This window comes from Lysinibacillus agricola, from assembly GCF_016638705.1.
GTDB lineage: Bacteria > Bacillota > Bacilli > Bacillales_A > Planococcaceae > Lysinibacillus > Lysinibacillus agricola.
In genome coordinates this window covers 3890405-3912491 of the sequence record NZ_CP067341.1, presented here as the reverse complement: position 1 = coordinate 3912491, position 22087 = coordinate 3890405, and the positions used below count along the sequence as shown (strand labels likewise).

Genomic DNA, 22087 nt, shown 5'->3' with positions numbered 1-22087 from the left:
GGAGGAAATTTTAATGAGCAAAATTATCGGTATTGACTTAGGAACAACAAACTCTTGTGTTTCTGTACTTGAAGGTGGAGAACCAAAAGTAATTCCAAACCCAGAAGGAAACCGTACAACACCATCTGTTGTCGCATTTAAAAATGGCGAACGTCAAGTTGGTGAAGTAGCAAAACGTCAATCAGTAACAAACCCTAACACAATTATTTCTATTAAGTCTAAAATGGGTACATCTGAAAAGGTGAAAGTTGAAGATAAAGACTACACTCCACAAGAAGTTTCTGCAATGATTCTTCAATACTTAAAAGGCTATGCTGAAGATTACTTAGGAGAAAAAGTAACAAAAGCAGTTATTACAGTACCTGCTTACTTCAACGACGCGCAACGTCAAGCTACAAAAGATGCTGGTAAAATCGCTGGTCTAGAAGTAGAGCGTATTATCAACGAACCAACAGCTGCTGCACTTGCTTATGGTTTAGATAAACAAGATCAAGATCAAAAAGTATTAGTATTTGACCTTGGTGGTGGTACGTTTGACGTATCTATTCTTGAATTAGGTGACGGTGTATTTGAAGTATTAGCAACAGCTGGTGATAACAAACTAGGTGGAGACGATTTCGACGACGCTATCATCGAGTATCTTGTAGCAGAATTCAAAAAAGAAAACGGCATTGACCTTTCTCAAGATAAAATGGCTATGCAACGTCTAAAAGATGCAGCTGAAAAAGCGAAAAAAGACTTATCAGGTGTAACATCTACTCAAATTTCTTTACCATTCATCACTGCGGGTGAAGCGGGTCCATTACACTTAGAAATTTCTTTAACTCGTGCAAAATTTGACGAAATTACATTACCATTAGTAAACCGTACAGTAGGTCCAGTACGTCAAGCATTATCTGATGCAGGTCTATCAACATCTGAAATTGACCAAGTAATCTTAGTTGGTGGTTCTACTCGTATTCCAGCTGTACAAGAAGCTGTACGTAAAGAAACTGCTAAAGAGCCACACCGTGGTGTAAACCCTGACGAAGTTGTAGCAATGGGTGCTGCTGTTCAAGGTGGCGTATTAACTGGTGATGTAAAAGACGTAGTTCTACTTGACGTAACTCCACTTTCATTAGGTATCGAAACTATGGGTGGTGTATTCACAAAATTAATTGACCGTAACACTACGATCCCAACATCTAAATCACAAGTATTCTCAACTGCAGCTGACAACCAACCAGCAGTAGATATTCACGTACTGCAAGGTGAACGTTCAATGGCAGCAGACAACAAAACACTAGGTCGCTTCCAATTAGCAGATATTCCACCAGCACCACGTGGTGTACCACAAATCGAAGTAACATTCGATATTGATAAAAATGGTATCGTATCGGTTAAAGCGAAAGATCTTGGTACAAACAAAGAACAAACAATTGTTATCCAATCTGATTCTGGTTTATCAGAGGAAGATATTGAACGTATGGTAAAAGATGCTGAAGCAAATGCCGATGCAGATGCTCAACGTAAAGAAGAAGCAGATCTTCGCAACGAAGCTGACCAATTAGTGTTCCAAGTTGACAAAACAATTGCTGACTTAGGCGAACAAATTACAGAAGACGAGAAAAAATCTGTTGAAGATGCTCGTGATGAACTGAAAAAAGCGCTTGAAGTTGGCGAATTAGAAGGCATTAAATCTGCTAAAGAAAAACTAGATGGTGTATTACAGCCACTAGTAATGAAAGTATATGAACAAGCTGCAGCGGCTGCTCAAGCAGCTCAAGGTGGCGAAGCAGGTACTGATGCGGACGCTGGTAAAAAAGACGACGGTATCGTAGACGCTGACTTTGAAGAAGTAAAAGACGATAAATAATAGCATGTAACACAGTTAAGTGAAGAAGCCAAAGACCGCTTGCGGCTTTGGCTTTTCTCTTTATTTTTAGGTATAACCTCGCACATTAAATTGTCTAGTGGCATAGGTTAACTGCGAGAAAAGTGAAAAAACATATGTGCAACATTTTTAATGAATATTTAATAATAAAATAGAGGCAGTTTTTTTAACTGCGTGATACAATAGATTTTATGCAAAAAGAGCGGAGTGTGAATCATGGAGAAACGCGATTATTACGAGGTGCTTGGTTTAACGAAATCGGCTTCAAAAGATGAAATTAAAAAAGCATACCGTAAATTATCAAAGCAATACCATCCTGACCTTAATAAAGAGCCAGGTGCAGATGAAAAATTCAAAGAAATCGCTGAAGCATATGAAGTATTAAGTGATGATCAAAAAAAAGCACGCTATGATCAATTTGGCCACGAGGATCCAAATGCAGGCTTCGGAGGTGGCGGCTTTGGCGGCTTCGAGGATATTTTCAGCTCGTTCTTTGGTGGTGGAGGTCGTCAGCAAGACCCGAATGCACCACGTAAAGGTGATGACCTGCAATATCGTATGAATATTAAGTTTGAGGAAGCGATTTTCGGGAAAGAAACAGAAATCGAAATTCCTAAAGATGAATTATGTGATACTTGCCATGGTTCAGGTGCAAAAACAGGTACTAAACCTGAAACATGTTCAACATGTAAAGGTGCTGGTCAAGTAAATCAAGCAGTGGATACACCATTTGGTCGTATGATGAATCGTCGAACTTGTTCGACATGTCATGGTACAGGTAAAATCATTAAAGAAAAATGTTCAACTTGTCGTGGCGAAGGAAAAGTTCAAAAAAATAAAAAAATCAAAGTAACGATTCCAGCAGGTGTTGATGATGGTCAACAAATTCGTGTGTCTGGTCAAGGTGAACCAGGTATAAACGGAGGACCTGCGGGAGATTTATATATTATGTTCCGCGTTCAAGGACACAAAGAGTTTGAGCGTGATGGCGATGATATTTATTACGATCTGAAACTGACATTCCCACAAGCAGCTCTTGGTGATGAAATTGAAGTTCCGACTGTTCATGGAAAAGTAAAATTACGTATTCCAGCGGGAACACAATCAGGTGCGCAATTCCGTTTAAAAGACAAAGGTGTCAAAAACGTACATGGCTATGGCACAGGGAATCAATATGTAACTGTAAAAGTTGTAACGCCAGAAAAATTAACAGAAAGACAAAAACAATTATTACGTGAATTTGCTGAAATTAGTGGAGATATCCCTGAAGAACAAGGTAGTACACTGTTCGACAAAATTAAGAAAAAATTCCAAGGTGAATAATTAGAGGAGCTGAAGAGCTACGTGAAGTGGTCAGAATTATCCATTCATACAAAAAATGAAGCGGTAGAAGCAATTTCGAATATTTTGCATGAAGCAGGGGCAAGTGGTGTTGTTATTGAGGATTCTGCTGAATTTGCTAAGCCACGTGAAGATCAGTATGGTGAAATTTATGCGCTAAATGAAGCGGATTTTCCCAAAGATGGTGTTATTGTTAAGGCTTACTTATCGGAGTCTAGTTTTTTAAATGAAACAGTCGAAGAAATAAAAGCGGCTATCACAAACCTAACGAACTTCAACATCGATATTGGTGAAAATGTTGTATCGATTGTGGAAGTAAACGAGGAAGACTGGGCAACAGCATGGAAGCAATATTATCATCCTGTAAAAATTTCTGAACGCTTTACAATTGTACCAACATGGGAAGAATATGTACCAGTATCAACGGATGAATTGATTATTGAATTAGATCCTGGTATGGCCTTTGGTACAGGAACACACCCAACAACTGTTATGTGCTTACAAGGGCTTGAGAAGGTTGTAAAAGATGGTGATACAGTTATCGATATCGGAACGGGGTCAGGTGTTCTTTCAATTGGTGCAGCAATGCTTGGAGCTAAGAACGTACATGCACTTGATTTAGATGAAGTAGCTGTACGTTCAGCACAAGAAAATGTTGCGTTAAACAAAGTAGATGATAAAGTATCTGTATTCCATGGGAACCTACTGGATACAGTAAAGGAACCAGCTGATGTCGTTGTAGCTAATATTTTAGCAGAAATTATTATGTCCTTTACTGACGATGCATTTACAATTGTCAAACCGGGTGGATTATATGTCACTTCAGGCATCATCGGCGCGAAACGTGATGATGTAAAAGCAGCACTAGAAGCTTCAGGCTTTGTGATTGAAGAAGTACTACTAATGGAAGATTGGGTAGCTATCATTGCCCGTCGGCCGCAATAAGTTGACTGAGGAAGCGCCAAATCGTGAGCCGAGTGCTTGCGATTTGGCGTTTTCTCTTCTTGCTATAAAGGAGTGTGTAACATGCAGCGTTATTTTATTGAGACGACCATTGAGGAAGCACGTATTAGTGGAGAAGATGCACGACATATTGAACGAGTAATGCGTATGAAAGAGGGCGACAAAATCGTTGTAGTTGCACAAAATATCGCCCATATTTGTACAATCATAGCCTTTGAAGAAGATGAGGTACTTGTCCAATCCACAGGACAGACGCTTCCTTCTCCAGAGTTGCCTGTTCATGTAACAGTGGCATGTGGTTTGCCAAAGGGCGATAAACTAGAGCTTATTACACAAAAGGCAACAGAGCTTGGAATGTTTGCCCTACTGCCGTTTGAAGCGGAGCGTTCCATCGTTAAATGGGATAAAAAGAAGGGTGCGAAAAAGCAAGAGCGTCTGCAAAAAATTGCAAAAGAAGCGGCTGAGCAATCCCATCGTACACATATCCCAGAAATTTATGAGCCAATCACTTTTAAACAGCTAATAGAACAAATGGGCAATTTCGACGCAGTTTTTATAGCAGATGAAGAGGATGCAAAAGCAGAAAAACGCACAGGATTTGCGGAGAAGCTAAAAAACGTGTATGACAAGAAGTCGAAATCAATTCTTATCATCTTTGGTCCAGAAGGTGGCATTGCTAGAAAAGAAGCCGATGCCCTTCTTCAAGCTGGTGCCCAAACGATGTCTTTAGGCCCCCGAATTTTACGAGCAGAAACAGCGCCACTTTATGCGCTGTCTGCCATATCTTATGAATTTGAATGAAATAGGTGTTTAGCCTTGTCAAAAGAGGTCTTTCATACACCTAGCCGCTTAATGACTGTTAATATTAAATCCTATCAAAAAAGCCGATTCAAAAAATTTTGAATCGGCTTTACTACATGCTCATCCCCATAACGTGCCCTGATATGACAGGCCAACTGTGAAAATATGTTATTCTAATCTTCCTTTTATATAATTCAGGTTGAGGAAAACAGAATAATTAAATTTTGGACGGGGAAGCAAATGAATAAATTAATTTTCTCATTAACTTTTTTGTAATTGCTGCTATGATCTATTGTGCTACTTAAAATAGCAACAGGTTTAAATACTATTTCATTTCCTGAATTATTTAATATTCATTTACTTGAAATAGGTAAAATACCAATTACAATTTCAAGATTAGCTTTTAGTATTGTGGCCGGATTCGGCATTTTACACTTACGGGAAAATAAATAAAAACGTTAATTGGGAAAAGATAAGCGAGTAATTCAGTTATCTAATCATCCCAGCATTCAAGCAAGAATCAAGTATTGGAAAGCTTTAAAAAATAAAACACAAGTAAAAAGAGTACCTGGCATTTTGTATTCATTTTTATCTCTCGCTCAGCTCAAAAATCCCATTTTTTAATATCAGTAAAAAAACTAGTATACACGTCTATTCATAGATTTAATTGCTACATATTCTATATGGAGAGCTCTCAAATACTACAAAATGAAACGAGGGAAATTTTTTGAGTAATCAATTAGATCCAATCCAATCTTGTCCAGTAACATCAACAGAACAAATACCATTAACTACTGCTACTACTCCACTAGCCGCTACACCGCTTGTGACGCCAACTATTAAAGTTCCAGTTGTACTTGCAGAACCAACACTTCAAATAGCTGTGGAGGCAGATATTACTCTTACTCCTGCAGCAACTGAAATCAAAAGAGTGAAAAAACATGTATTCCTAAATCAAGTGAAATTAGTACCAGTTGCTTTTACACGTATTGCCGGCACTGACTTTTTCATGGTAACAAGGGCTAAATTATTTGTAGCAGGACATATTCGCAAAAATATAGAATATGCTTCAGCAGAATGTAACGGGGCGCTCCAAGATAGAATTGCCGATGTTCCGTTTTCTGGTTTTACAGACCTTACTTTCCCACAAACAATAGGAGGTCCTTTCCCAATCTTAGGGATTTCTGAGTTTGCCGAAGCGAACTTCCTTAACGAAACTACGCAAATGGATGCTCGATTGGATAAGGCGTTCTTCCAAAATCTCGTTAAATACAATGAACAACCATTTGGCGAATTAGTAGCTGCGAACTTCTTTGAACTTGATTTTTCACCAGTTATGGCAGACCCAGAAGGCACTTTCGACACATTACGTGAAAAAATCGTACTAGAGCTTACTGTAAAAGTACTGCAAGTTCAACAAGTTCGCCTTGGAGCAGGCACTAATGTACTAACTCCTATTCTTTTAGGGCTTACTCCTCCAGTTAGTCCATAATAGATCCTCCTGTTATAAGTCCTACTAAATCTTGTTAATCTCTAATTTTTAGAGGAGGATATTAGAATAAAAGGACATTCGAGGGTACTGAAAAAAATTTAATCTTAGAAATGGCAGTTGATAAATCGAATTTTCAACTGCCATTTTTTCTATAATAATAATCAGTAAAAAACTAGTATACACGTCCATTCATAGATTTAATTGCTACATATTCTATATGGAGAGCTCTCAAATACTACAAAATGAAACGAGGGAAATTTTTTGAGTAATCAATTAGATCCAATCCAATCTTGTCCAGTAACATCAACAGAACAAATACCATTAACTACTGCTACTACTCCACTAGTCGCTACACCGCTTGTGACGCCAACTATTAAAGTTCCAGTTGTACTTGCAGAACCAACACTTCAAATAGCTGTGGAAGCAGATATTACTCTTACTCCTGCAGCAACTGAAATCAAAAGAGTGAAAAAACATGTATTCCTAAATCAAGTGAAATTAGTACCAGTTGCTTTTACACGTATTGCCGGCACTGACTTTTTCATGGTAACAAGGGCTAAATTATTTGTAGCAGGACATATTCGCAAAAATATAGAATATGCTTCAGCAGAATGTAACGGGGCGCTCCAAGATAGAATTGCCGATGTTCCGTTTTCTGGTTTTACAGACCTTACTTTCCCACAAACAATAGGAGGTCCTTTCCCAATCTTAGGAATTTCTGAGTTTGCCGAAGCGAATTTCCTTAATGAAACTACGCAAATGGATGCTCGATTGGATAAGGCGTTCTTCCAAAATCTCGTTAAATACAATGAACAACCATTTGGCGAATTAGTAGCTGCAAACTTCTTTGAACTTGATTTTTCACCAGTTATGGCAGATCCAGAAGGCACTTTCGACACATTACGTGAAAAAATCGTACTAGAGCTTACTGTAAAAGTACTGCAAGTTCAACAAATCCGTCTTGGAACAGGCACTAATGTAATAACTCCTAATCTTACAGGACTTACTCCTCCAGTTAGTCCAACTGTAACTCCTCCTGTTATTCATCCTACTGAATCTTGTTAATCTCTAATTTTTAGAGGAGGAAATTAGATATAAAAGGACATTTGAGGGTACTGAAAAAATCCAATATTTAAGCTTGCAGTTGAAAGTTCGATTAAATCGAATTTTCAACTGCATTTTTTCTATAATATCGATCGTAAATGCATTAGCAGGTACTTTAAAAATAATCTAGTTAAAGAAAATAATGTAAAGAATGAATTTTAGTTTTTATTAAGCAATCGTCTCTCAAACGCATTAGTATCTCAATTGCTACTGAGATTTTTGAAAGTACTCGGTGACAAAAGTAAAAGTAATGCATAAAATGGATTGTAATTATAAGTGCAACACTTAGATCAAAATAAAAGTAGCTCATAATGATATCGTTTGAATTTTTTAGCAATATTTTCAAAAAAGAGGTATTCATTTTGAGCTATACACATCCATCATATCTTCGAGCAAAATAAAAGCAAAAGTGTTTAGTTGTTATCAGATATTAGAAAAAGAAAAGGAAATCGCTGTTTTTATAACCAATCTATTCATCAAGGTAAGTGGAAGAAATAAAAAATGAAAAACGGGTTACTTCGTGAGTTTTCCCTGAAGAAAACAGATTTTGAACAAGTCTCTCTAGAAGAATTCATAAAATCTTATCACAAAAAATAAATTGACCAAAAAGACTTCTTGGCTGGAAAAATGCGTAAGAATTTTTACGGATTAACTGTTGTACTTTATTTGTCAAAACTTTATTTGGGAGTGAACTAATGAAAACTCCATGGATTAATTATAGTGAGATGAAAGAAATAAGTTCCAAGCAAAAAGTTTTTGTCTATTGTAATAACCTCCTAACTACAGAAAAAGAAGATGAAACTAGCCTTGCAACGCATCTAGATCCCAATCGTGAGTTACTCATTCCTTCTGAAGTTGATGCTGAGGATGAAATGAATAATCTCTCTGATATAGAAGAGGCGGATGAAACCAATTCTGTAGAGGAACAGGAGCTTGCAGCGCATCTAGACTCCGACTGTGGGCTACTTATCCCTTCTGAAATTGATGTTGAGGATGAAAAGAATAATCTCCTTAATATAGAAGAGGCGGATGAAACCAATTCTGTAGAGGAACAGGAACTTGTAGTGCATCTAGACTCCGACTGTGGGCTACTTATCCCATCTGAAATTGATGTTGAGGATGAAAAGAATAATCTCCTTAATATAGAAGAGGGGGATGAAACCAATTCTGTAGAGGAACAGGAACTTGTAGCGCATCTAGACTCCGACTGTGGGCTACTTATTGCTTCTGAAATTGATGTTGAGGATGAAAAGAATAATCTCCTTAATATAGAAGCGGCGGATGAAACCAATTCTGTAGAGGAACAGGAACTTGTAGTGCATCTAGACTCCGACTGTGGGTTACTTATCCCTTCTGAAATTGATGTTGAGGATGAAAAGAATAATCTCCTTAATATAGAAGCGGCGGATGAAACCAATTCTGTAGAGGAACAGGAACTTGTAGTGCATCTAGACTCCGACTGTGGGCTACCTATCCCTTCTGAAATTGATGTTGAGGATGAAATGAATGACCCGCATGATATAGACGAGGTAGAAGGAACCAATCTTGTGGAAGAACAGGATTTTGCATCTCAACTAGACTCTAATCGTGAATTTTTAAGTCCTTCTAAATACAACGAGGATGATAAAATTATGAGTCCTATTGATACAGAAGAGTTGGAGAAAACCAATTCTACAGGTCATGAAAGTGCATCTACTGGGTCAGTGCAAGGAACAGTATGTTCTATAACAAAAAAAATACTAATTTCTACTCACGTGGAAATTGATGATTTTCTTCATGCTCCTATATGTGGTGAGATTGTTAAAAATACATTTGATTTTCTTGATCTAGACAATCATCCTACTCCTCAATTTGAAACCAAGTTATTTAATACTACAACAGATTATCCTGAACTGCCTGAATGTCGTTTGGTCCGCTCGAAATTTAATGAAATTGTATTTTTAATGAGAACTAATACTTATGATAAGAATAATCAGAAGAGTTATCCATCTAAATCAATTGGAATTCCCTTACATAACACACGATCAATTAAACAAGGAGAAACGAATAATCACTCTTACAGTTCCGACGACTTTATACACATTAGAGCTCCAGTTGTAGTAGGGGAATATAAAATAGAAATATGCCTTGAAGAGAATATCGTATTTGAAAAAGGAATTGTGGGAGTTAAAGATATCTCGAATGAGGTAGTATTAACCGATTGCAGATTCATTCCTAATCAGTTTTCTCAATCATTAGGTAATGGGACATGTTCAGCACTGAAGGGGAATTTATATATTGAAGGTTATATTCATCAGAGTATTGAATATACTGCATTTCACACTGGGAATGCACTACCTGCACAAAGTGAGTCATTAAATCATCCAAATCAAATGTGTCAAAACATAGTATTAGAATTAATCATTCATCTGCTACAAGCACAGAAAATTCGAGTGCCAAGGATCTAGAGGATACTTGAAATTTATCTCTCTGCTCAAAAATCTCTTTTTTAACTTTTTTTAGCAATTTTTTGTATCAAAAGTGTAGCGACATGTACAGATGTTTTATGTAGCGAAAGCAAAGCGTTAGCTACAAGTGTTTTATATAACGTAAGTGAAACGGCAGTTACAAGTGTTTTATGTAACGTAAGTGAAACGGCAGTTACAAATGTCTTTTATACCGTAAGCATAGCGACAGGACAGAAGTCTCTCACCTCTATAGGTGGTGAGATGAATGCGGGTTTAAGTTACTTTTCAGCGGGTGTACAAACATCCGCTGAAATAGAAGAACTCAGTCTAAGAACGTCACGTCCTGTAGCAATTTATCTGTGCGAAAGCGACAACAACACATGACTGAGTGACCAACATCATGTTGCTGTCGCTACGTTAGCACTGCGCTTTCGCACAAAAAATATCTGCCGCTGACGCTTCGCTTTCGCGCAAAAAAACATCTGTTACTGTCGCTACGTTAGCACTGCGCTTTCGCACAAAAAACATCTGCCGCTGACGCTTCGCTTTCGCGCAAAAAAACACCATGTTGCTGTCGCTACGTTAGCACTGCGCTTTCGCACAAAAAACATCTGCCGCTGACGCTTCGCTTTCGCGCAAAAAAACACCATGTTGCTGTCGCTACGTTAGCACTGCGCTTTCGCACAAAAAACATCTGCGCTGACGCTTCGCTTTCGCGCAAAAAAACACCATGTTGCTGTCGCTACGTTAGCACTGCGCTTTCGCACAAAAAACATCTGCCGCTGACGCTTCGCTTTCGCGCAAAAAAAACATCTGTTGCTGCCGCTGTGTTAGCACTACGCTTTCGCACAAAAAAACATAAAAACTAGTATATACGTCCATGTATAGGTTAAATAGCTACATATTCTAGCGATATGAGAGTTCTCATAAAAAAAATGAAAAGAGGGATTTTTTTGAGTGAACAATTAGATAATCAATTAGATAATAAGGTCAGTCATAAGGAACCTTGTCCAGTAGCATCAACTGAACAAATGCCATTAACTAGTGAGATTACTCCAGTAGTCGCTACACCGGTAACGGCTCCAACTATTAAAGTTCCAGTTGTACTTGCAGAACCAACACTTCAAATAGTTGTGGAGTCAGATATTACTCTTACTCCTGCAGCAACTGAAATCAAAAGAGTGAAAAAAAATGTATTCCTAAATCAAGTGAAACTGGTACCGGTTGCTTTTACACGTATTGATGGCACTGACTTTTTTAAGGTAACAAGAGCAAAATTATTTGTAGCGGGACATATTCGCAAAAATATAGAATATGCTTCATCAGCATGTAATGGGGCACTTAGAGATAGAATTGCTGATGTTCAGTTTTCAGGTTTTACAGACCTTACTTTCCCACAAACACCTGGAGGTCCTACTCCGATTTTAGGAATTTCCGAGTTTGCTGAAGCGAACTTCCTTAATGAAAAAACGCAAATGGATGCTCGATTGGATAAGGCTTTCTTCCAAAATCTCGTTAAATACAATGAACAACCATTTGGCGAATTAGTAGCTGCAAACTTCTTTGAACTTGATTTTTCACCAATTATGGCAGCGCCAGAAGGTACTTTCAGCACATTGCGTGAAAAAATTGTTCTTGAGCTTACAGTAAAAGTATTACAAGTTCAACAAGTCCGCCTTGGAGCAGGCACTAATGTAATAACTCCTAATCTTTTAGGGCTTACTCCTCCTATGAGTTAATAATAACTCTAGTTTTTAGAGGAGTAAAACAAATAAAAAGGCATTTTTGCAAAAAAAATGTAAAATGAAAATACACATGTAATATTTAATGGGCACTGATAAAAATCCTACATTTGAGTAGGCAGTTGAATCTAATTTTTAACTGCCTTTTTGCAATATAATAACTAACGGAATAGATTTCTTACAAGGGGTATTGGGAGGAGCTAGGGGGGAATTGACTCTACATATTTTAATATCCCAAAGGATTTAACTTCCTTCAGCAAGTGTTTTGGTAGCGAAAGCGAAGCGCCAGCTACAAGTGTTTTATGTAACGTGCCGCTACGTTAGCACTGCGCTTTCCCACAAAAAACATCTGCAGGCCTAAGCACAAAGCCGATTCCAGACGCAATTATACCGAGGTATAATTGCTGTGAATGGAGAAAAAATGATAAAATGGGAATTTTTGGTTTTGGTGGAACAACTTATTAACAAGCAGGTACTCAATATTATGGTGCCTGTTTTATTATGCAAAAAAATAAGCCTAGCCAAAAAGCTAGGCTCATTATCTTTATTTGTGCTATTATAAGACACGTTGATAATTTAATTTATTGTAGTGTACTCTTGAAAGGATGATATATATTATGAGTAACGAGCGACCAAAAATCGTGAGTTTTCATACTCTAGGTTGTGGGGTAGTATATATAGATATGATTGCGTAGGAATACAGTAATATCAAGGGTTCAACTACTTGGAAAAATCACTTAAAATATGAGGTTTTAAGTGATTTTTTCGTTATATCTATACTGACTGTCAAAGCATTATCGGCTGAGGTATTGCCATATTTGTCAATGAACATAGCTTGTGCATTAATTGAAACGGTATTTAGATTTTCAATTCCTTTTATGCTTTCTAATACATCTATAATATCTGATTCTAAAGAAGAAGAATTATTACTTGATTCGTCTGCAATGAAGCTAATCGTTACATTATTGTCGTTTGAGGTTACATTTACAGCTCTTGATTTACTCATATTGTTCTTTTCGCCTAAAACACTTAATACTGCATTTTCGATACGTTCCTCAATAGGTAGTGAAGTGTCTAATGATTTTTTTGCAGCTCCTTTTTTATCACCTTTGTTATTTGTGTCTATTGATGCAGCGATTATTAAAACGATAACTATTAATGTTATTAAGCCAAAGCAACCTATTCCACATCCTTTTTTCACCTTATACTCCATATGTATCACTCCTTTACATTTATACTAAATGTTTACAAGTTTAAAAGTACATAATAAAAAACAGACAACTGTGTTAGTTATCTGTTTTCTCAATATCTTTAGCCTGTCACTTTAATCGATAAATTGCATCTGTTTGAAGCGTTATTTTGCACTCCAAGTAAGCCTTTTCTAATAATACAAGCACTCCAAGCTATGAGTTGTATTTTAAATTTGATTGTGCAAAATAACGCCTAAAATATGAGTAAATTTAAGTCTATTTTAGTTGGAATGGAGATTGTGATTGAAGAAAGAAGAGAACATAAATACAATAAACGTTTTATTTACTTTTAATTGTAAAATAGGTAATATTAAGGTTATAACTATTAAATTCGATTTTAGTTAAGGTTTAAAAAAATCTATAAGGTGGAGGGTTCAAAATGTTTCATAATTCGAAGAGGTATATGGGAATATTTTTTGTTGTACTATTATTTTCAATTTTAACAGTATCTACTGCAAATGCTGAAGAAAATGAGAATACCAATGTTGAAGAACAAAATCAGTCAGTAGTTTCGTCGGAATCGAATATTGTATTGAATGATTATATGAAAAATGGATATTTTATAGAGGCTTCAGACTTCAATATTACTTCGGAAAGAGAAGTTTTTGATATTAATGGAATAAACATTGCGAAATATTATGTTATAGAAGATTTAAGTGGTCAAGAATATTTTGCCGTTATTTCCAATAATCAAGAAAATTCAACCGTTCTTTTAGGTGGAGAAGGTATTCCAGATGTCTTTGAATTAGGGGATGAAAATTACTACTATCTTGGTGGTTATAGTATAGTTAGTGCTGATGATACAAATCAAATTATAGATTATATTAAATCGAAAGATGAAAATCTCTCGACATATGAGATTAAAGAAGATTTAAACATTCAATTGATGAATAGTAAAGCTGCGGGTGATGGATACGGTTCGGCATTATTGTCATCTCCTACATTTTCTCAATATGATAAAGATGTTAAATCAAGTTACCGAAATTCTGCATGTGGTCCAACTACTATAGCAGTAATTTTACAATACTGGCATGATAAGAAACTTAAATCAAAATTACAAGTTTTTAACAGTGGTTATTCAACTAAAGGAGCATTTATTAATAGCATGTATGCTAATCGCGGTGGCACTTCCTATGGTATGAGTGTAAATGGCGTGCGTTCAGGTCTAGAAAATGAAGCGATTGCAAGAGGATATTCAGCTACAACAAGTAGTTTTAATAATTTTTACTCATATAAGACTGAAATAGATAATAATAGACCGCTTGCAATAAAGTTTGATAAATACTTTACTCTTTTTGAACCTAATGCAGATTATGCATATGATTATCACTGGACACCTGGACTTGGATATATCTACGCTTCCACAGGTACACTGTTAAGAGTTCAAACGTTAGGTACTAATAGTACTATACGTGATATAAACTATAACGTTAACTCTGCAATTATATCAATGGTGAGTTTTTCAATTAATAATTAATTGTATTATTATGAAATTTCTTTATTAATTGTTAAATCGGTAGGTAAAGACACTAAAATCGAATTTTTATAGTTTAAAAAATTGTAATTATTAATAAATATAGTCTTGATACTTTATATGGCGGAAGGAGAGGGAAATGAAAAAAAAAATAATTATCTTTAATCTATTATTTTGTATAGTAGTTATTTTTGTTAATTACAATTATTTTAATTCTAAATCTCGAAACGCTATCGTATACAACTATGTGGAAAACTATATTGAAACTAACTATGGCATTGGTAGAGAAGATTTAAAATCTGAAGAAAACAATTACCGAAGAGGGATGGGGTTGTTTGAAATAGAAGTTAAAGATATAGTAACTAAAAATCATTACTTTTTTGAAGTGGATATTAGAGATGACTATTCATTAATTTATATAAAAGATCTTACTGAGGTTCATCGTAAGAATCAAGCTGATTAAAGAAAGTTTAATTTCAACAGGTATCAGCAATATTTTGAGAAAGATATAAAGTTTTACAATACAACAATATATTCTGGCTTATAAAAGCATTCTTGAGAGAGTGCTTTTTTATTATGTTTAAATATGGGGATTATACAACGGGAGAGATAAATATTATTCAGGAACAAAGTAGGGGTGATAGATATGAATGCTGATATGAAAAAAGTGAGAGATTGGATGATTGCTCGACCATTTGAAATTTCAATTGAAGAAATAACATATTATTATTTGTTCCAAAACTCGTGATTTTGTGAACGCTAAAGACATTTTAGCTAACATTATCCGTGATATTGCGAACGGTACATAACAATTGCTAGTACATTAAGAGCCGTATTTGTAGGAGCATATAGAAAGGCTGTAGAGCGTTTAAGTAATCAATCGAATAAACCATCATATGTAGAAGAAACAGTGAATAGAGAACGTCCTATACCGTTTTATAACTGGTTAGAAGAACGTGATAATTGTACACAAATAAATAGCAGGTCAAACATTGAGAATTGGCTGGAATGGTAGATATATTGAGATTGAAAAATATATTGGATATTAGAATGTATGAGTTCGACAACAAAAATGCTAAAATTTATAAAAGGACTTAAAGCTATTTTTAGATACATAATTAAAATGAAATTACTATTTTGGAGGTTAAATATGCGCAAAACACCAGAAAATACCTTTGAAAGATTAACAGAGTTAAATTTCCTAGTTATTATGATTTGTATAACATTTATAATTATTGGAATATCAAGCATGTTTGATTTAATTACTACAAATTCAATGTTTGTTCTTGCAATTTCATTGTCGGGGATATTTTTTGTACTTTCTGATATTATTCAATATTTATTGGATGTATATTCATTTGGAAAAATATTTAAAGTCCTCAAAAGAATTAGTCTAGCCTTTTCTATATTATCACTTTTAACGTTCCCTTTTTTAAACATTAAATTTATAAATTCTGATATACTGGCAACTGCTATTTCAATTATTGCTATAGGATTGACTATTATAAATCTAAGTCTCAATCATAAAAAGCTACAATATGAGACCTTTGAAAGAATGATAAAAGGAATGGAAGAATCATCGGAACTAACAAATAAGGCAATAGAACAAGCAGAAAGTGCACAATCTATGGTTATTAGGTTATTAGGTTATTAGGTTATTAGGTTATTAGGTTATTAGATAATGCTGAGGATAAAAAAATAAAGTAAATGTTGTTGACAGAGCCTATATAGGAATAATTTTGTAATTAACGATAAAGATCACTCCGTGATGGGTGGTCTTAATTGTTGTATATAATAGAAGAAATGCATCTATAATCATTGGTTCTTTTATAAGTTTGTCTTTATGTTAAGTTGATACGACAACTTTAATGGGTATTTTGATGATTTAGGAAAGTAGGAAAAACAAACAACTATGATTAGTTGCTGTTAATCAGATACGCAGTAAAATGAGCCTAGCTAAAAAACTAGGCTCATTACATTTATTTGTGCTATTATAAGACACGTTGATAATTTAATTTATTGTAGTGTACTCTTGAAAGGATGATATATATTATGAGTAACGAGCGACCGAAAATCGTGAGTTTCCATACTCTAGGTTGTAAAGTAAATCATTATGAAACAGAAGCAATTTGGCAGTTATTTAAAGAAGAAGGCTATGAACGTACGGAGTTTGATCGTCAAGCAGACGTCTATGTCATTAATACATGTACAGTAACAAATACAGGGGATAAAAAATCACGTCAAGTTATCCGTCGAGCTATTCGTCAAAACCCAGACGCTGTTATTTGTGTTACAGGATGTTACGCTCAAACCTCTCCTGCAGAAATTATGGCGATTCCTGGTGTTGACATTGTTGTTGGAACACAGGATCGTACAAAATTACTTGGCTACATAGACCAATATCTTACTGAACGCCAACCAATTAATGCTGTACGCAACATTATGAAAAATCGTGTGTATGAGGAATTAGACGTGCCTGCATTTACAGACCGTACACGCGCATCTTTAAAAATACAAGAAGGTTGTAATAACTTCTGTACGTTTTGTATAATTCCGTGGGCACGTGGGTTAATGCGCTCTCGAGATCCTCAAGAAGTATTGAACCAAGCCCAACAATTAGTGGATGCCGGGTATCTTGAAATTGTTCTAACTGGTATTCACACAGGTGGCTATGGACAAGACTTAAAAGATTACAATTTAGCCCAGCTACTACGTGATTTAGAGGCAAATGTGAAAGGCTTAAAACGTCTTCGTATTTCTTCAATTGAGGCAAGTCAATTAACAGATGAAGTGATTGAAGTTTTACGTGAATCAAAAATCGTTGTTAACCACTTACACATTCCAATCCAATCGGGCTCTGATACAGTTTTAAAACGTATGCGTCGTAAGTATACAATGGAGTTCTTCGGTGAACGCTTAACAAAACTACATGAAGCTTTACCAGACTTGGCTGTCACTTCTGACGTAATCGTAGGTTTCCCAGGAGAAACTGAGGAAGAGTTCATGGAAACATATAACTTTATTCGTGATCATAAGTTTTCTGAATTACACGTATTCCCATTCTCTCCACGTACAGGTACACCAGCCGCGCGTATGGAGGACCAAATTGACGAGAACATTAAAAACGAACGTGTTCACCGTTTAATCGCTTTAAATGATCAATTAGCAAAGGAATATGCTTCTCGCTTTGAAAATCAAGTGCTAGAGGTAATTCCTGAAGAATTCGTGCATGATGGAAGCGATGAGGCAGGGCTTTTAACGGGTTATACAGATAATTACTTAAAAGTAGTCTTTGAAGGTCCTGAAAGCCTTATCGGTCAGCTTGTGAAGGTGAAAATTACGCAAGCTGGATATCCTCATTCTAAAGGGCAATTTGTTCGTGTATTAGAAACTGTAAAATAAAATAGGGTAACTATGTAGAGAAACACCGTTCAAACTTTGGACGGTGTTTTGCTTTGCTCTATTTTTGATTAAATATATCACTTATTTTTCCTACAAATAACATGCTAAAATACTATATAAGTGTAATTAAATGACTTGAACTTATGTCAGCTCATAAAGGAAGTTGGTAACAGCATGTATAAAATTGGATTAGTTGGATTAAAAACTTCTATCGAACAAATAGTAGCCTTAGCAGATGAATATAAACATGAGTTAGAATTTATATCCCTTCCGTATGTAGAAATAAAAGAAGTAGAGAAAATTATTGAGGAACACAATTTTCATATGCATGCTTGGTTTTTTTCTGGTCCCATTCCATATGAAATTGCCAAAAGAAAATTAGGAACAGATAAAATAATGGTGTATGTTCCTGCCACAGAATCAGGTCTTTATAAAGCATTCTTAGAGATGGTCTATGATCAGGGTCAAATCATTGAGAAGTTAAGTATTGATACTATGACAGCAAATAATATTAGTAAAGAAGCAATGTCACAATTAACGATGAATATCCCGAAGATTTATACGAAAATGTTTGACTTAGATGTAGATACAAATGAGTTGTTAAATTTTCACTTGAACCTATGGAATGAGGAAAAGACAGACGGCGCTCTCACTTGTTTTCCATCTGTGTGTGAAGCACTAAGAGAACAGGGAATTCCAGCATACAAAATGTCAATGAGTACGATGGAAATACGACAATCACTTCGGGTTCTTTCAGAAAAAGTCAAGACCTCTTATTTTAAAGATACTCAAATAGGAGTTGAAATCATTGAAGTTGAATATTTTAACAAAGTGGCGGAGGAAATGAAAACACCTTATAATTTACAGTATTTAGAACTTCGACTAAAAGAAATGTTAATTCAACTTGGTGAGAAAATAAATGGCTCTTTTTCTGATAAAGGAAACGGGAGATATATGATTTTTAGTTCACGTGGTGCTATTGAGCGGGAAATCATGACACTTGAAGAGACTGTTCAAAAATTAGCGTTTGAAGCAGATACTACAGTTGCAGTCGGTATTGGATTTGGAGAAACGGCTTATTCGGCAGAAATTAATGCTTTTCGTGCTATTCAGCATTCAAAAGCAATGAAAAAACGTGAAATTGTCATTGTACAAGAGGATGGACTAATCGTAGAGTCTCCAGGAAAGCAAGGGGAACTACATTATTCAAGCCGTACACAAAATGAAATTCTTGTTGGAAAGTTAAAAAATGGTAACATTAGTGTGAAAACATATAAAAAAATAGTAGCCCTCATACAAAAGATGGGATGGGCGGATTTTACAACAAAGGACTTAGCGACACACCTTGAGATGACGGAGCGTAATGTTAGACGTATTGTTACCGATATGTGCAAAGTTGATTTGGCACAATGCGTTGGTCAAGAGACTTATGCCACTCGTGGAAGACCAAGTAAAATTTATAGATTGTTATAAGCACCTATTATTTTTGGTGCTTTTTTATTTTGTTCGTTAATTTAATTTAAACTGAAAAAATCCAATATTTTTATTTAGAATTTTCAAAAAAATGTTGTAATTAAACACTCGAGCTCTTATACTTCATTTAAGGAATTTTTTCTTTAAATAGTCCTTAAATAAGAAATTGAAAAGAGGTTGAGAAGTATGTCTTTAATGATGTTGATTCAAGAATTAGTTGGGATTGCTAAAGATGAGGTGATTGAATGGCGAAGGTATTTACATAAATATCCGGAGTTATCTTTTCAAGAAGATAAAACAGCACAATTTGTTTATGAAACATTACGGACTTTTGGAGATTTAGAAATTTCACGTCCAACAAAAACAAGTGTTATGGCCCGTTTAATTGGTTCAAAACCAGGAAAAGTTATTGCACTACGGGCAGATATGGATGCGCTTCCAATTGAAGAAGAAAATGACTTTGACTTTGTATCAACGCATCCAGGCGTGATGCATGCTTGTGGACATGACGGGCATACAGCGATGCTACTCGGAGCAGCAAAGATTCTTACACAGTTAAAGAATCTAATCGAGGGGGAGATACGCTTTTTATTTCAACATGCTGAAGAGTTATTCCCAGGCGGTGCACAAGAAATGGTAAAAGCAGGTGTATTAGAGGGGGTGGATGAAGTAATCGGAATCCATCTTGTGTCCACTGTTGAGATTGGTAAAATTGGGATTTGTGATGGGCCAGCTACATCAGGAAGCGATACCTTTGATTTGAAAATTAAAGGAAGAGGGGGGCATTCTTCAGAACCTCATTTAACGGTTGATCCAATTGCAATTGGGGCACAAGTAATTAACAATCTTCAGCATATTGTCTCAAGAAACCTTAATCCACTTGAGAAATTAGTTGTATCTATAACGAAGTTTCATAGCGGAAGTGCTTACAATGTCATTCCTGATACTGCTATTATTGGCGGATCGGTGCGAAGCCTTAATCCTGACATTCGTCAACAGGTTCCATCTTTAATTAAAAATGTCGTTAAGGGAGTTACAGAGGCACATAATGCGTCATTTGAGGTAGATTATCATTTTGGCTACAGTTCAGTAATTAATAACGATAGGGTAAGAGAGTTGATTGAAGAAACGATAGTTGAGATATGGGGAAAGAATCATTTACTAAGACTACCTGCATTGATGAGCGGTGAAGATTTTTCTGCATTCTCAGATGAACGATCAAGTTGCTTCATCTTTGTTGGTGCTGGAAATCAAAATAAGGGGATTATTTATCCGCACCATCATCCACGCTTTACATTTGATGAAGATGCATTAGAAATTGGTGTGGAACTGTTTGTTCAATCATCTTTTAAATTATTAGGGATAGAGAGTTCAAAAAAGCTGAATAAAAATCCAATCTACTTTCATTGATAAATAGATAAACAAAGGGGGATAAAGGAATGATTCATGAACCTGTTATAGCAACTATGATAATCTTCTCGCTAATCGCATTGGGGGAAATTATTTCTATTTTGACAAGAGCCAGAGTTTCTATGTTTCTAGTCGCTATTATTGGTTATCTTGTGTTAATTTGGACGGGAATTATACCGAAGAGTCTTATCAGTGATTCTAAATTTATTGAAATTGGTGCTGTATTGGGAACAGCTCCGATCATTATTCATATGGGGACACTAATTCCTATTCATACTATCCGTAGTCAATGGAAGGCAGTAGTCATTTCTTTAATGGGCATTGTTGTTGGTGCTGGTCTAATCCTTCTTTTGATTCCGATGATCTTTGACTATGAAACCGCTGTTGCGGGAACAGGGCCACTAACTGGTGGAATAATTGCTTTTCTTGTGACCTCGGAAGGGCTAAAAGAAATGGGCTTGGTAAGTCTTGTGACAATTCCAGCTTTAATACTTTCATTACAGTCATTATTCGGTATGCCACTCTCTGCAAATTTGTTACGTCGATATGCATTAAAGTTTCGGAATACAATAGATTCCGAAACATATGTAGCTTCCACAGTGGATGTGAGGGTAGAAGATGTTATCGATGAGGAAAAAGTAGAGGTACGAAGTAGCACGTGGATGCCGGAGAAATATCAAACAAATTTGATTCTTCTTTTCTTACTATTTATAGGTGGTGCTATTGCTATAGCTTTAGATCGAGTAACTGGCATACCATATAGTTTGTGGGCTTTGGCAATTGGCATCGGTGGGAGATTAATTGGTTTGTATCCAGACCGTGCCATGGAGCGTGCTAATGCTTTTACAGTCGGGATGGCTGGACTTGTATTTTTAATTCTTGCCACAATGAATGACATTACATTCAGTATGTTTATTAGTCGTCTCCCTGAAACTTTTCTAATTATGATTGTTGGAATTATCGGTATTTCAATTGGAGGATTTTTCGGCTCAAAATTATTTAAATGGGATCCTTTAAAAGGTCTTCCAGTAGCACTAACGGCCACAGTAGGGTTCCCGGGTGATTATCTTGTTTGTGAGGAAATTAGTCGAAGTGTAGGTAGAAATAAAGAGGAAGAAGAAAAAATATTAAATGAAATATTAACGCCAATGTTAATAGGTGGATTTACAACTGTAACAGTTGGATCAGTCGTTATTGCTAGTATTTTAATCAAAACATTATAGTTGCATTGTTTTAACTTCTTTCAACAACCGATTCCAGATGTAAATTTTGCCGAGGCATAATGGATTAGTTTCTACAATAATTTGAATTCATC

Annotated in this window: 18 protein-coding genes; 16 read left to right on the top strand and 2 right to left on the bottom strand. The window is 35.7% G+C overall.

Annotated elements, in window-relative coordinates; genetic code table 11:
* Positions 1-13 precede the first annotated feature (13 nt).
* From dnaK to FJQ98_RS27300, 8 genes are all read left to right on the top strand, one after another.
* On the top strand, positions 14-1855 hold the full coding sequence (dnaK, locus tag FJQ98_RS19505; protein ID WP_053595272.1) for a molecular chaperone DnaK: 1842 nt from the start codon (positions 14-16) through the stop codon (positions 1853-1855).
* A gap of 234 nt (positions 1856-2089) precedes the next feature.
* The gene (gene dnaJ / locus FJQ98_RS19500) at positions 2090-3196 is read left to right on the top strand and encodes a molecular chaperone DnaJ (protein WP_053595271.1); all 1107 of its coding nucleotides are present in this window, start codon (positions 2090-2092) and stop codon (positions 3194-3196) included.
* Positions 3197-3217: 21 nt separating this feature from the next.
* Positions 3218-4159 carry a 50S ribosomal protein L11 methyltransferase gene (prmA, locus tag FJQ98_RS19495; protein WP_053595270.1) on the top strand — a complete coding sequence of 314 codons (942 nt, stop codon included), beginning with the start codon at positions 3218-3220 and terminating at the stop codon, positions 4157-4159.
* A gap of 81 nt (positions 4160-4240) precedes the next feature.
* Positions 4241-4978, top strand: a complete 738-nt coding sequence (locus FJQ98_RS19490; RefSeq protein WP_053595269.1) for a 16S rRNA (uracil(1498)-N(3))-methyltransferase — start codon at positions 4241-4243, stop codon at positions 4976-4978.
* A gap of 727 nt (positions 4979-5705) precedes the next feature.
* Entirely contained in the window at positions 5706-6470 is a 765-nt protein-coding gene (locus tag FJQ98_RS19485; protein WP_201406519.1) for a CsxC family protein, read from the top strand.
* A gap of 261 nt (positions 6471-6731) precedes the next feature.
* The gene (locus FJQ98_RS19480) at positions 6732-7535 is read left to right on the top strand and encodes a CsxC family protein (protein WP_201406518.1); all 804 of its coding nucleotides are present in this window, start codon (positions 6732-6734) and stop codon (positions 7533-7535) included.
* Positions 7536-8269: 734 nt separating this feature from the next.
* Positions 8270-10021 carry a BC_2427 family protein gene (locus FJQ98_RS19475; RefSeq protein ID WP_201406517.1) on the top strand — a complete coding sequence of 584 codons (1752 nt, stop codon included), beginning with the start codon at positions 8270-8272 and terminating at the stop codon, positions 10019-10021.
* A gap of 261 nt (positions 10022-10282) precedes the next feature.
* On the top strand, positions 10283-10405 hold the full coding sequence (locus FJQ98_RS27300; protein WP_277815954.1) for a hypothetical protein: 123 nt from the start codon (positions 10283-10285) through the stop codon (positions 10403-10405).
* A 33-nt stretch (positions 10406-10438) separates the two neighbouring features.
* On the opposite strand, the gene FJQ98_RS19470 is transcribed toward FJQ98_RS27300, so the two are convergent.
* Positions 10439-10588 (bottom strand): hypothetical protein, encoded by a 150-nt coding sequence (locus tag FJQ98_RS19470; protein ID WP_158003039.1) that lies wholly within the window; start codon positions 10586-10588, stop codon positions 10439-10441.
* A 386-nt stretch (positions 10589-10974) separates the two neighbouring features.
* Here FJQ98_RS19470 and FJQ98_RS19465 point away from each other — a divergent pair, with 386 nt between their 5' ends.
* Complete coding sequence (locus FJQ98_RS19465; protein ID WP_198926891.1) at positions 10975-11760, top strand: CsxC family protein; 786 nt, start codon at positions 10975-10977, stop codon at positions 11758-11760.
* Between the two features lie 736 nt (positions 11761-12496).
* Here the strand turns inward: FJQ98_RS19465 and FJQ98_RS19460 are convergent.
* On the bottom strand, positions 12497-12976 hold the full coding sequence (locus tag FJQ98_RS19460; RefSeq protein ID WP_053595266.1) for a hypothetical protein: 480 nt from the start codon (positions 12974-12976) through the stop codon (positions 12497-12499).
* Between the two features lie 416 nt (positions 12977-13392).
* Between FJQ98_RS19460 and FJQ98_RS19455 the strand changes: the two genes are divergently transcribed.
* The 7 genes from FJQ98_RS19455 to FJQ98_RS19425 all read left to right on the top strand — a co-directional run bounded on the left by FJQ98_RS19455 (position 13393) and on the right by FJQ98_RS19425 (position 21995).
* Positions 13393-14490: a C39 family peptidase gene (locus tag FJQ98_RS19455; RefSeq protein WP_053595265.1), complete on the top strand. Its 1098-nt coding sequence runs from the start codon at positions 13393-13395 to the stop codon at positions 14488-14490.
* Positions 14491-14626: 136 nt separating this feature from the next.
* On the top strand, positions 14627-14950 hold the full coding sequence (locus tag FJQ98_RS19450) for a histidine kinase (RefSeq protein WP_053595264.1): 324 nt from the start codon (positions 14627-14629) through the stop codon (positions 14948-14950).
* 687 nt (positions 14951-15637) lie between these two features.
* A complete protein-coding gene (locus FJQ98_RS19445; protein WP_053595263.1) occupies positions 15638-16141 on the top strand; it encodes a hypothetical protein in 504 nt (167 codons plus the stop codon).
* 398 nt (positions 16142-16539) lie between these two features.
* The gene (gene mtaB, locus FJQ98_RS19440; protein WP_053595262.1) at positions 16540-17889 is read left to right on the top strand and encodes a tRNA (N(6)-L-threonylcarbamoyladenosine(37)-C(2))-methylthiotransferase MtaB; all 1350 of its coding nucleotides are present in this window, start codon (positions 16540-16542) and stop codon (positions 17887-17889) included.
* Positions 17890-18063: 174 nt separating this feature from the next.
* Positions 18064-19362 carry a helix-turn-helix domain-containing protein gene (locus FJQ98_RS19435; protein WP_053595261.1) on the top strand — a complete coding sequence of 433 codons (1299 nt, stop codon included), beginning with the start codon at positions 18064-18066 and terminating at the stop codon, positions 19360-19362.
* Between the two features lie 186 nt (positions 19363-19548).
* Positions 19549-20772: a M20 family metallopeptidase gene (locus FJQ98_RS19430; RefSeq protein ID WP_053595260.1), complete on the top strand. Its 1224-nt coding sequence runs from the start codon at positions 19549-19551 to the stop codon at positions 20770-20772.
* 29 nt (positions 20773-20801) lie between these two features.
* A complete protein-coding gene (locus FJQ98_RS19425) occupies positions 20802-21995 on the top strand; it encodes a hypothetical protein (protein ID WP_053595259.1) in 1194 nt (397 codons plus the stop codon).
* Positions 21996-22087: the final 92 nt, after the last annotated feature.

Coding starts and splice junctions, on each gene's coding strand:
- dnaK (WP_053595272.1), top strand. CDS start 14: ATGAGCAAAATTATCGGTATTGACTTAGGAACAACAAACTCTTGTGTT.
- dnaJ (WP_053595271.1), top strand. CDS start 2,090: ATGGAGAAACGCGATTATTACGAGGTGCTTGGTTTAACGAAATCGGCT.
- FJQ98_RS19490 (WP_053595269.1), top strand. CDS start 4,241: ATGCAGCGTTATTTTATTGAGACGACCATTGAGGAAGCACGTATTAGT.
- FJQ98_RS19475 (WP_201406517.1), top strand. CDS start 8,270: ATGAAAACTCCATGGATTAATTATAGTGAGATGAAAGAAATAAGTTCC.
- FJQ98_RS27300 (WP_277815954.1), top strand. CDS start 10,283: ATGAATGCGGGTTTAAGTTACTTTTCAGCGGGTGTACAAACATCCGCT.
- FJQ98_RS19470 (WP_158003039.1), bottom strand. CDS start 10,588: ATGGTGTTTTTTTGCGCGAAAGCGAAGCGTCAGCGGCAGATGTTTTTT.
- FJQ98_RS19460 (WP_053595266.1), bottom strand. CDS start 12,976: ATGGAGTATAAGGTGAAAAAAGGATGTGGAATAGGTTGCTTTGGCTTA.
- FJQ98_RS19455 (WP_053595265.1), top strand. CDS start 13,393: ATGTTTCATAATTCGAAGAGGTATATGGGAATATTTTTTGTTGTACTA.
- FJQ98_RS19450 (WP_053595264.1), top strand. CDS start 14,627: ATGAAAAAAAAAATAATTATCTTTAATCTATTATTTTGTATAGTAGTT.
- FJQ98_RS19445 (WP_053595263.1), top strand. CDS start 15,638: ATGCGCAAAACACCAGAAAATACCTTTGAAAGATTAACAGAGTTAAAT.
- mtaB (WP_053595262.1), top strand. CDS start 16,540: ATGAGTAACGAGCGACCGAAAATCGTGAGTTTCCATACTCTAGGTTGT.
- FJQ98_RS19435 (WP_053595261.1), top strand. CDS start 18,064: ATGTATAAAATTGGATTAGTTGGATTAAAAACTTCTATCGAACAAATA.
- FJQ98_RS19430 (WP_053595260.1), top strand. CDS start 19,549: ATGTCTTTAATGATGTTGATTCAAGAATTAGTTGGGATTGCTAAAGAT.
- FJQ98_RS19425 (WP_053595259.1), top strand. CDS start 20,802: ATGATTCATGAACCTGTTATAGCAACTATGATAATCTTCTCGCTAATC.